Origin of the sequence: Glaesserella parasuis (genome assembly GCF_017352235.1) — a bacterium.
GTDB classification, from domain to species: Bacteria; Pseudomonadota; Gammaproteobacteria; order Enterobacterales; family Pasteurellaceae; genus Glaesserella; species Glaesserella parasuis.
Genome location: NZ_CP071487.1, coordinates 312,707 through 324,587, shown reverse-complemented (window position 1 = coordinate 324,587; position 11,881 = coordinate 312,707). Strand labels below are relative to the sequence as shown.

Below are 11,881 nucleotides of genomic sequence, written 5' to 3'. Positions count from 1 at the left end.
CGGTTCTTCTCTTTAATAACCCCCCCGACGATGCTCTACTCTCACATGGGGAATCCCCACACTACCATCGACGTTACAGCTTTTCACTTCTGAGTTCGGTATGGAGTCAGGTGGGACAACTGCACTATTGTCGTCGGGAAAATCTTTTGATGATTCTCTCTATCTTCTTTTTTCTGTTCTTTAAGGGCAAATGTAATTTGCCCCTACATCTTTCTGTTCTTTAAGGGCAAATATAATTTGCCCCTACATCTTTCTGTTCTTTAAGGGCAAATATAATTTGCCCCTACATCTTTCTGTTCTTTAAGGGCAAATGTAATTTGCCCCTACATCTTTCTGTTCTTTAAGGGCAAATGTAATTTGCCCCCACACTATTCTTATTCGAAACAAGCTGTTCTCTGAGTTTTGTTTAGTCTTTTCGTTTCTATTTAGCTCTCTAACTCTCTCACGTCTACTTCAAAAACGCTTGAGGTTGTATAGTTAAGCCTCTCGGGCAATTAGTATCTGTTAGCTCAACGGCTCACACCGCTTACACACCAGACCTATCTACGTCGTAGTCTCCAACAACCCTTACTAGCTTATAGCTAGGGAGAACTCATCTTAAGGCGAGTTTCGTGCTTAGATGCTTTCAGCACTTATCTCTTCCGCATTTAGCTACCCAGCAATGCCTCTGGCGAGACAACTGGTACACCAGTGATGCGTCCACTCCGGTCCTCTCGTACTAGGAGCAGCCCCTCTCAATTCTCCAACGCCCACGGCAGATAGGGACCGAACTGTCTCACGACGTTCTAAACCCAGCTCGCGTACCACTTTAAATGGCGAACAGCCATACCCTTGGGACCTACTTCAGCCCCAGGATGTGATGAGCCGACATCGAGGTGCCAAACACCGCCGTCGATATGAACTCTTGGGCGGTATCAGCCTGTTATCCCCGGAGTACCTTTTATCCGTTGAGCGATGGCCCTTCCATTCAGAACCACCGGATCACTATGACCTGCTTTCGCACCTGCTCGACTTGTCTGTCTCGCAGTTAAGCTTGCTTATACCATTGCACTAACCTCACGATGTCCGACCGTGATTAGCAAACCTTCGTGCTCCTCCGTTACGCTTTGGGAGGAGACCGCCCCAGTCAAACTACCCACCAGACACTGTCCGAGACCACGTTTCGTAATCTTCGTTAGAACATCAAACGTTAAAGGGTGGTATTTCAAGGACGACTCCACAAGCACTGGCGTGCCTGCTTCTAAGTCTCCCACCTATCCTACACATCAAAATTCAATGTTCAGTGTCAAGCTATAGTAAAGGTTCACGGGGTCTTTCCGTCTAGCCGCGGGTACACCGCATCTTCACGGCGATTTCAATTTCACTGAGTCTCGGGTGGAGACAGCCTGGCCATCATTATGCCATTCGTGCAGGTCGGAACTTACCCGACAAGGAATTTCGCTACCTTAGGACCGTTATAGTTACGGCCGCCGTTTACTGGGGCTTCGATCAGGAGCTTCTCTTTCGATAACACCATCAATTAACCTTCCAGCACCGGGCAGGCATCACACCCTATACGTCCACTTTCGTGTTTGCAGAGTGCTGTGTTTTTAATAAACAGTTGCAGCCAGCTGGTATCTTCGACTGGTTCAGCCTTCGGAGGTATACTCTTACAACCTACGCCAGCGCACCTTCTCCCGAAGTTACGGTGCTATTTTGCCTAGTTCCTTCACCCGAGTTCTCTCAAGCGCCTGAGTATTCTCTACCTGACCACCTGTGTCGGTTTTCAGTACGGTTTAGTAAAGCCTTTCGCTTAGTGGCTTTTCCTGGAAGCGTGGTATCAGTTACTTCATTTCCGTAGAAACTCGTCATCATCTCTCAGTGTTATGGAAGTCCGGATTTGCCTAAACTTCCCACCTACCAACTTAAACAGACATCCAACAGTCTGCTAACCTAACCTTCTCCGTCCCCACATCGCAGCTTTACCAAGTACGGGAATATTAACCCGTTTCCCATCGACTACGCTTTTCAGCCTCGCCTTAGGGGCCGACTCACCCTGCCCCGATTAACGTTGGACAGGAACCCTTGGTCTTCCGGCGAACGAGTTTTTCACTCGTTTTATCGTTACTTATGTCAGCATTCGCACTTGTGATATCTCCAGCATACTTCTCAATACACCTTCATCGACTTACACAACGCTCCCCTACCCAACAGGCGTATCACAAATATTCCTCTGATTTCTATCCGCACTTTATGCCAACTCAACGTGTTGGGTGCTTGACCAACATCTTATTCCGTTTCACTTCATTCGATGTTGTTAATCGAAGGCGTATTTGTGATACGCCTGATGCCGCAGCTTCGGTGCTATATTTTAGCCCCGTTACATCTTCCGCGCAGGCCGACTCGACTAGTGAGCTATTACGCTTTCTTTAAATGGTGGCTGCTTCTAAGCCAACATCCTAGCTGTCTAAGCCTTCCCACTTCGTTTCCCACTTAATATAGACTTTGGGACCTTAGCTGGCGGTCTGGGTTGTTTCCCTCTCCACGATGGACGTTAGCACCCACTGTGTGTCTCCTATGCATTACTCTTCGGTATTCGCAGTTTGCATCGGGTTGGTAATCCGGGATGAACCCCTAGCCGAAACAGTGCTCTACCCCCGAAGGTATTCACATAAGGCTCTACCTAAATAGATTTCGGGGAGAACCAGCTATCTCCCGGTTTGATTGGCCTTTCACCCCCAGCCACAAGTCATCCGCTAATTTTTCAACATTAGTCGGTTCGGTCCTCCAGTTAGTGTTACCCAACCTTCAACCTGCCCATGGCTAGATCACCGGGTTTCGGGTCTATACCTTGCAACTCACCGCCCAGTTAAGACTCGGTTTCCCTTCGGCTCCCTTATTCAGTTAACCTCGCTACAAAATATAAGTCGCTGACCCATTATACAAAAGGTACGCAGTCACCCAAAAGGGCTCCCACTGCTTGTACGTACACGGTTTCAGGTTCTATTTCACTCCCCTCACTGGGGTTCTTTTCGCCTTTCCTTCACAGTACTGGTTCACTATCGGTCAATCAGGAGTATTTAGCCTTGGAGGATGGTCCCCCCATCTTCAAACAGGATTTCTCGTGTCCCGCCCTACTTGTTGCAAGTTTAGTACCACAACATAAACTTAAAATACGGGGCTATCACCCTGTGTCGCTTGGCTTCCCAGCCAATTCTTCTGTCTTTGCTGCTATCACTTGCTGGCTCTTTCGCTTTCGCTCGCCGCTACTGACAAAATCTCGGTTGATTTCTTTTCCTCGGGGTACTTAGATGTTTCAGTTCTCCCGGTTTGCCTCAACAGACTATGTATTCATCTATTGATAGTAGATTCTTCATCTACTGGGTTTCCCCATTCGGATATCTTGGATTAAACGCTTCTTATCAACTCATCCAAGCTTTTCGCAGATTAGCACGTCCTTCTTCGCCTCTGATTGCCTAGGCATCCACCGTGTACGCTTAGTCACTTAACCATACAACCTCAAACATTTTCACTTGAAGTTGATATTAACTACTAAACACTTGACTGCTTTTGTTCAGTCAAGATTTTTCTTACTACTCAGACTTTCTTGTTTCAGGGCAAATGTGATTTGCCCCTACAGAAAATCTCTCAGTTTTCAGCTTGTTTCCAAATTTTTAAAGAACATTCGATAATCACCTTTCGGCTAAATCATCATACTTAAATTAACAAGCGGTCACTTCTTGCTTTTATTTCGCATTCAGTTTCTATTTTGCTTGTTCACTTAAATATGATGATTGGTGGAGATAAGCGGGATCGAACCGCTGACCTCCTGCGTGCAAGGCAGGCGCTCTCCCAGCTGAGCTATATCCCCAAAATGTCATCACATCGCTTTCTTCGTTTCACTCACTATTCAGTATAGATTTCTCTTCACCGTTTAGAGTGGTGGGTCTGAGTGGACTTGAACCACCGACCTCACCCTTATCAGGGGTGCGCTCTAACCACCTGAGCTACAGACCCAAAAGGATGTCTTCGTTCTCTTTCTTGTCTACAATTACCAAACAATCTGTGTGAACACTTGCAAATCTCTTCATTCAGGTAAGGAGGTGATCCAACCGCAGGTTCCCCTACGGTTACCTTGTTACGACTTCACCCCAGTCATGAATCATACCGTGGTAAACGCCCCCCCTTTCAGTTAAGCTATCTACTTCTGGTACAACCCACTCCCATGGTGTGACGGGCGGTGTGTACAAGGCCCGGGAACGTATTCACCGCGACATTCTGATTCGCGATTACTAGCGATTCCGACTTCATGGAGTCGAGTTGCAGACTCCAATCCGGACTTAGATGCACTTTCTGAGATTCACTCCACCTCGCGGCTTCGTCACCCTCTGTATGCACCATTGTAGCACGTGTGTAGCCCTACTCGTAAGGGCCATGATGACTTGACGTCATCCCCACCTTCCTCCAGTTTATCACTGGCAGTCTCCTTTGAGTTCCCGACCGAATCGCTGGCAACAAAGGATAAGGGTTGCGCTCGTTGCGGGACTTAACCCAACATTTCACAACACGAGCTGACGACAGCCATGCAGCACCTGTCTCTAAGTTCCCGAAGGCACACTCTCATCTCTGAAAGCTTCTTAGGATGTCAAGAGTAGGTAAGGTTCTTCGCGTTGCATCGAATTAAACCACATGCTCCACCGCTTGTGCGGGCCCCCGTCAATTCATTTGAGTTTTAACCTTGCGGCCGTACTCCCCAGGCGGTCGATTTATCACGTTAGCTACGGGCACCAAACATAAAGCCCAATCCCCAAATCGACAGCGTTTACAGCGTGGACTACCAGGGTATCTAATCCTGTTTGCTCCCCACGCTTTCGCACATGAGCGTCAGTATTTTCCCAAGGGGCTGCCTTCGCCTTCGGTATTCCTCCACATCTCTACGCATTTCACCGCTACACGTGGAATTCTACCCCTCCCTAAAATACTCTAGCCACCCAGTATGAAATGCAATTCCCAAGTTAAGCTCGGGGCTTTCACATCTCACTTAAGTCACCGCCTGCGTGCCCTTTACGCCCAGTCATTCCGATTAACGCTCGCACCCTCCGTATTACCGCGGCTGCTGGCACGGAGTTAGCCGGTGCTTCTTCTGTGACTAACGTCAATGTAATGCTCTATTAAAACATCACCCTTCCTCATCACCGAAAGAACTTTACAACCCGAAGGCCTTCTTCATTCACGCGGCATGGCTGCATCAGGGTTCCCCCCATTGTGCAATATTCCCCACTGCTGCCTCCCGTAGGAGTCTGGACCGTGTCTCAGTTCCAGTGTGGCTGGTCATCCTCTCAGACCAGCTAGAGATCGTCGGCTTGGTAGGCCTTTACCCCACCAACTACCTAATCCCACTTGGGCTCATCTTATGGCAGGTGGCCCGAAAGTCCCACCCTCTAGTCCTTAGACATTACGCGGTATTAGCGACAGTTTCCCGTCGTTATCCCCCTCCATAAGCCAGATCCCCAAGCATTACTCACCCGTCCGCCACTCGTCAGCAAAGAAAGCAAGCTTCCTCCCTGCTACCGTTCGACTTGCATGTGTTAAGCCTGCCGCCAGCGTTCAATCTGAGCCATGATCAAACTCTTCAATTTAAAAAGTTTAATCGCTCAATAAACTGCTTAGCTAAAGTTTACATATTACTTTTAAGTAAAAATGAATTTCTAGTTTAAGCACCTATTAAGACTTCAAAATTAAAAAAATATATTTAAACAAAGTCAATCAACAAGTGCCCACACAGATTGTCTGATAAGTTGTTAAAGAGCAAAAAAGAACGACGCACTGTCAAATTTAAACACTTCACAACAGTGCGTCGTTGTGTGGCACACATTATAGAGAAATTCAAATCCAACGCAAGTACTTTTTTAAAGTTTTTTTCTAAATGTTTTGTTTTTCACCAAAAATTAAAAACAGCAAAACATAACCCATTGATTTTAAACAAAATTATTTTTCAGCAAAATTCAGTATATTTAAGCGTTTAAATCCCCAATTCTGCATTACCTTTTCTCTTTTTAGGAAGTCTTCACTGTTTTGCGTACAAAATGCCTGATTTTCTTTGTTTTCGTTATTCACATTCCTCTTCACATCTTGTAATAAGCTCACTACACGGTTCGCAATCCCATTACCTGGATCAACAAAAAAACTCACCCGTGGTAATAGTTGTTGCAACTCTTCTTTGACTAATGGGAAATGTGTACAACCTAAAATCACCGTGTCTAATGTCGGGTGTGATTGCCATTCTGCAACAACTTTTTGCAGGCGTTGCATATCCACCGACCCCGTTTGCTGTTTTTCTTCGACAATTTCCACCAAGTCTGTGGAACCAATGCGTTCTACCACACAATCTTTTGCATAGCGTTCAATCAACTCATCGACATAAGGACGAGTTACCGTGCCTTTGGTTGCAAGTAAGCCAATGGTTTTGGTTTGGGAAATTTGGGCAGCAGGTTTAATCGCAGGCACAGTCCCGACAATCGGCATTGCAAACCGTTCTCGCAAGGCAGGTAGCACCACCGTACTGGCAGTGTTACAAGCAACAACCACCATATCAAGCGGATAGTTTTCTGCAATTTTTTGCACAATACCTACCGCTCGTTCGATCAGCACCGCTTCTGATTTTTCAGAATAAGGGAAATACGCGTTGTCAAAACAGTAGAGATAATGGGCATCTGGCAGATTTTCACGAATAGCATCGTAAATAGTCAAACCACCCATTCCTGAGTCGTAAAGAAGAATTGTTGGTTTCATTATATTTTGTAATTAAAGAACTTCGAGCGAATGCTACGCCTTTCTTGATGTGGTTTCAAATGAAAATTGTGGCAGAAACAGCTCTCGAATTTCTAACGGATAACCTTTGAGTAGCAATGTTGAACGGCGAGCATATAAGCCCGTCTGCTTGTCTTGGCTCCATTCCAAAGTTAAACGCTGTGGATTTTGCGGAAATAGCCACAAACCAATAGGATTATCTCCTAGGGTTAAAACGGCTTGTGCCACATTCTCAATTGTTTCTTCCACTAATAGCGTTTGAGCAAAAATCCACACCTTATCATCACCACTTAACACCACTTCTCGCACCCACATTTTTGCAAAATGTTGCTCAAAACCGACCGCTTGCCAGCCCTGTTGCACCACATCAACGGATAGCCTTTGGCAAATTTGTTGTAACTTTTCGGTTAAAGAGTGTGTATGTAACAGCCATTCTGCAACTTGGCTTGGCAAACCCGTTTCCGCCGTTTGCCAAGCAGATGTGGCTAATAAGGTTCGATACTGCTCGAAATCCTGCATTTAAGCCCCTAGCTGTTTGAGCAAAATCTGCTCTAACACATCATAGCCTTGCTGAGTAAAGTGCAATCCGTCGTGACACAGATTTAAGTCCAATTTGCCTTCTTTATTAGCAAAGGCATTCCATGTTTTCACATAACGAATATCGGCAGGGCAATGTGCTTCAAGATATTGATTTAACGCCAAAATCGCAGGATTGTCCGTGGTCGTAATGTTATTCACAGGGGTTGCTTCTAATAAATAGTAGCGAGATGTTGGGGCTAATGTTTTAAAGGCTGACACAATCTCGTTAATCCAATCTAACACTTGCTTCGGCGAATAGTCAGGTTCTTTTACAATGTCATTCACCCCTAAAAAGATAAACACATCTTCGCCTAACTGTTTGATTAAATTACCTTTAACAATCACATCAAGATATTGACGGGTGCTAGTACCAGACAACCCCAAATTTGCCACCGTTTTACCTGCAATATTCGGTGTGCCTTGTTCCATATCTGACCACATATCAAATAGTGAGTGACCAACAAGGGTAATTTGAGCTTTTTTATCAAACTCAGCCTGTTTGCTTAATGCTCTGTCTAAAATGTCTTGATCTGTTTTCATAGGTTATCCTTTGTCTAAAGTAATGATTAAAAACCATCCTACACAACAAACCCCACTTTCTTATACACTTCCGCTAAGGTTGCTTTCGCTTTTGCTCTCGCTTTTTCTGCACCTTCACGGTAAATACTTTCAAGCAATGCTTCGTTGTTACGGAAATGGTGATAACGTTCTTGAAGTTGGCTTAACATTGCGGAAACTTCGTCGGCAACGGCAGTTTTTAAGTGACCGTACATTTTGCCTTCAAATTCTGTTTCTAATTCTGGAATTGTCTTGCCTGTGACGCTTGCCAAAATATCAAGTAGGTTTGATACGCCAGGTTTATTTTGAACGTCGTAACGTACAACAGGTGGCTCATCACCGTCGGTCATTGCCCGTTTGATTTTTTTCGCCACTGATTTTGGATCTTCTAATAAACCGATAACGTTATTACGGTTATCATCTGATTTTGACATCTTTTTCGTTGGTTCAAGTAGCGACATAATTCTCGCTCCTGTTTTGGCAATAAAGACTTCAGGCACAGCGAAGATTGGCTCAAGGACATTTCCCTCTGCGTCTTTTTTGCCGTATAACGCATTAAAACGGTTAGCAATATCACGGGTGATTTCTAGATGTTGTTTCTGATCGTCGCCTACAGGCACTTGATTTGCTTGGTACAGTAGAATGTCTGCCGCCATTAGCACTGGATAAGTAAATAAGCCCACGTTTACGTTATCTTCGTGGCGAGCTGATTTGTCTTTGAATTGTGTCATTCGCCCCATTTCGCCGAAGTAGGTATAACAGTTTAAGATCCAAGCGAGTTGGCTATGTTCAGGAACGTGGGATTGAATAAAAATAGTGCTTTTGGCTGGATCGATACCACAAGCAAGGTAAATAGCGAGTGTATCTAAGGTTGCTTTGCGTAACGCCTCTGGATCTTGTCGCACTGTGATGGCGTGTGAATCGACGATACAAAATAGACATTCATATTCATCTTGCATTTTAACCCAGTTACGTAATGCCCCAAGGTAGTTACCTAAACTTAATTCGCCTGATGGCTGTACGCCACTAAATACTATTGGTTTTGACATAATCTTTCTCTTTTTAGTAAAAAATCTAGCGGTGTGATTTTGGCAGAAATTTGCTAAAAATGCCAAGTATTCAACCGCTTATCATTTTAGGAATTAATCCTCAATCCCCAAACTTTCCCAGATTTCATCAACACGTTTGACGACATCGGGATTTTTGGTAATCGGCGTTCCCCATTCTCGTTGGGTCTCGCCAGCCCATTTATTTGTGGCATCAATCCCCATTTTTGAGCCTAATCCTGCGATAGGGGACGCAAAATCAAGGTAATCAATCGGCGTATTTTCGATTAAAGTTGTATCTCTTGCAGGATCGCAACGGGTGGTAATTGCCCAAATTACATCTTTCCAATCTCTCGCATTGACATCATCATCACACACAATCACAAATTTGGTGTACATAAACTGCCGTAAAAACGACCAAACTCCCATCATTACTCGCTTGGCGTGTCCTGCGTATTGTTTTTTGATGGTCACTACCGCTAGGCGATAAGAACAGCCTTCGGGCGGTAAGTAGAAATCAACGATTTCAGGGAACTGCTTCTGCAAAATCGGGATAAACACTTCATTCAAGGCTTCGCCTAAGACTGCAGGTTCATCTGGCGGTCTGCCTGTGTAGGTGGAATGATAGATGGCATCTTTTCGCATTGTGATATGCGTCACGGTAAACACAGGGAAATACTCTTGTTCATTGTAGTAACCCGTATGATCGCCGTAAGGCCCTTCCAACGCCGTTTCGTTAAGATCGATATAGCCTTCAAGCACAATCTCAGCACTGGCAGGCACTTCCAAATCATTGCTGATGGATTTCACCACTTCGGTTTTATGTCCACGTAACAACCCTGCAAAGGCATATTCCGATAAAGTATCGGGGATCGGCGTAACGGCGGCTAAAATCGTAGCAGGATCTGCCCCTAATGCGACAGAAACAGGGAACGGCTTATCTGGGTTAGCTTCTTTCCACTCTTGGAAATCCAAGGCACCGCCACGATGTGACAGCCAACGCATAATCAGCTTATTTTTGCCGATTAACTGCTGGCGATAAATCCCCAAATTTAACCGCTTTTTATAAGGACCTTGTGTAATAGTTAAACCCCAAGTGACAAGCGGTGCGACATCACCTTGCCAACAGTGCATAATCGGCAGTTGATACAGATCGACATCATCATCCGAGATCACCACTTGCTGACAATCTGCTTTATTCAACACCTTACTTGGCATATTCAGCACTTGCTTCCACTGTGGCAACTGTCCGATTAGATCTTTAAAGCCTTTTGGTGGTTCGGGTTCTTTTAAGAACGCCAACAACTTGCCTAGCTCTCGCAAGGCTTTGGTATCTTCTTGTCCCATACCCATTGCCACCCGTTCTGGCGTGCCGAACAGATTGCACAGCACAGGTATTTTGTAGCCTTTCGGGTTTTCAAATAAGAGAGCCGGACCGCCTTTACTCAAAGTACGATCCGCAATCTCGGTCATTTCCAAATAAGGATCGATCTCTTGAGTAATACGCTTCAGTTCGCCTTTTTGTTCAAGCAGATCGAGAAATTCTCGCAGGTTTTTGTATTTCATTTGATTCTCCATTGCAAGAAAATGCAATTTTAATAAAATTTCTAATCTAGAGAAATAAAAGAGCTGACCCCAGTATGATACTGAAATCAGCCCATTAAAACTATCTATTTAAAGATATAGCCACAATATTTGGAATATAATGCAATAAATACAACTAAACTATTTACTTAAATTATCAAAGAAGTTTTTCACCCCTTTGAAAAAACCTTCGTGTTTTGGTCGATGTTGTCCTTTGCCTTCCAGACTTTCTTCTAATTTACGTAACAACTCTTTTTGTTCTTCATTAAGCGATACTGGCGTTTCAATAATCACTTTACAGATTAAATCCCCTGCATAGCCGCCTCTTGCACTGGTTACGCCTTTACCACGCACGCGGAACAGTTTACCCGTTTGGGTTTCGGCTGGGATTTTGAGTTTCACGCGACCGTCTAATGTCGGCACTTCAATTTCGCCACCTAATGCCGCCATTGTGAAGCTGATCGGTACTTCGCAGTAAAGATTTGAGCCGTCACGCACGAAAATATCGTGGTCTTTAACGTGAATTACCACATATAAATCCCCTGCTGGAGCGCCGTTTTCCCCTGCAGCCCCTTCACCTGATAAGCGAAGTTGGTTGCCAGTATCCACGCCAGCTGGAATGGTGACCGAAAGGTTTTTAGTTTTCTCAACACGTCCGTCACCGTGGCAAGATTTACACGGTTTATCAATTTTCTTACCAGTGCCGTGACAACTTGGGCAGACAGTTTCTGTCATAAAGAAACCTTGTTGGCGACGAACTCGTCCCGAGCCGTGACAGTGTGGACAGGTTTCGACCTTGCTCCCCGCTTCAGCACCAGAACCGTGGCAAGTATCACATTGAACAAGAGTTCGAATGCGAATATCTTTTTTCACACCACGCACGGCTTCTTCAAGGGTGATTTCTAGATCGTAGCGTAAGTCATCACCACGCACGACACGTTGGCGACGAGCGCCACCACCAAAACCACCGCCAAACATTTCGCTGAAAATATCTTCAAAGCCACCGAAACCGCCACCACCAAATCCGCCGAAGCCACCAGCTCCGCCACCGTGTTCAAAGGCTTGGTGACCGTACTGATCGTACATTGCACGTTTTTCGTTGTCGCCTAACACTTCATAGGCATCTTTGATCTCTTTAAATTTTTCTTCAGCTTCTTTGCTGCCTTGGTTTTTATCAGGGTGATGTTTTGCCGCTAAACGTTTATAAGCACGTTTAATCTCTTGTTCACTCGCCCCTTTTTGTAAGCCAAGGACTTCGTAGTAATCTTTTTTACTCATAGTATTTTTTGTAAATTTTTAAGAAAATTTGACCGCTTGTAACCTAA

6 protein-coding genes, 2 tRNA genes and 3 rRNA genes are annotated in these 11,881 nt (G+C 45.0%); all 11 read right to left on the bottom strand.

All coding sequences use genetic code 11. The annotated features are described in order from the left end of the window. Nucleotides 1-22: 22 nt before the first annotated feature. Nucleotides 23-138, bottom strand: a 5S ribosomal RNA gene (gene rrf, locus J1G47_RS01685). Nucleotides 139-473: 335 nt separating this feature from the next. After that, a 23S ribosomal RNA gene (locus J1G47_RS01680) occupies nt 474-3,490 on the bottom strand. A gap of 284 nt (nt 3,491-3,774) precedes the next feature. After that, a tRNA-Ala gene (locus J1G47_RS01675) sits at nt 3,775-3,850 on the bottom strand. Nucleotides 3,851-3,919: 69 nt separating this feature from the next. After that, nucleotides 3,920-3,996: transfer RNA gene (locus J1G47_RS01670), tRNA-Ile, on the bottom strand. 79 nt (nt 3,997-4,075) lie between these two features. After that, a 16S ribosomal RNA gene (locus J1G47_RS01665) occupies nt 4,076-5,618 on the bottom strand. Together the 16S, 23S and 5S rRNA genes with 2 tRNA genes alongside form the textbook arrangement of a ribosomal RNA operon. A gap of 349 nt (nt 5,619-5,967) precedes the next feature. Then, entirely contained in the window at nt 5,968-6,771 is an 804-nt protein-coding gene (murI, locus tag J1G47_RS01660; protein WP_075605650.1) for a glutamate racemase, read from the bottom strand. Between the two features lie 33 nt (nt 6,772-6,804). After that, nucleotides 6,805-7,308, bottom strand: coding sequence for a chorismate--pyruvate lyase family protein (locus tag J1G47_RS01655; RefSeq protein ID WP_010787158.1), 504 nt, complete (start codon nt 7,306-7,308; stop codon nt 6,805-6,807). Beyond that, nucleotides 7,309-7,908, bottom strand: a complete 600-nt coding sequence (locus tag J1G47_RS01650; protein WP_010787159.1) for an SGNH/GDSL hydrolase family protein — start codon at nt 7,906-7,908, stop codon at nt 7,309-7,311. 38 nt (nt 7,909-7,946) lie between these two features. After that, complete coding sequence (trpS, locus tag J1G47_RS01645; RefSeq protein ID WP_015939957.1) at nt 7,947-8,975, bottom strand: tryptophan--tRNA ligase; 1,029 nt, start codon at nt 8,973-8,975, stop codon at nt 7,947-7,949. A gap of 93 nt (nt 8,976-9,068) precedes the next feature. Further along, a complete protein-coding gene (gene ubiD, locus J1G47_RS01640) occupies nt 9,069-10,538 on the bottom strand; it encodes a 4-hydroxy-3-polyprenylbenzoate decarboxylase (RefSeq protein ID WP_207326708.1) in 1,470 nt (489 codons plus the stop codon). Nucleotides 10,539-10,697: 159 nt separating this feature from the next. Next, nucleotides 10,698-11,834: a molecular chaperone DnaJ gene (dnaJ, locus tag J1G47_RS01635; RefSeq protein WP_010787162.1), complete on the bottom strand. Its 1,137-nt coding sequence runs from the start codon at nt 11,832-11,834 to the stop codon at nt 10,698-10,700. Nucleotides 11,835-11,881: the final 47 nt, after the last annotated feature.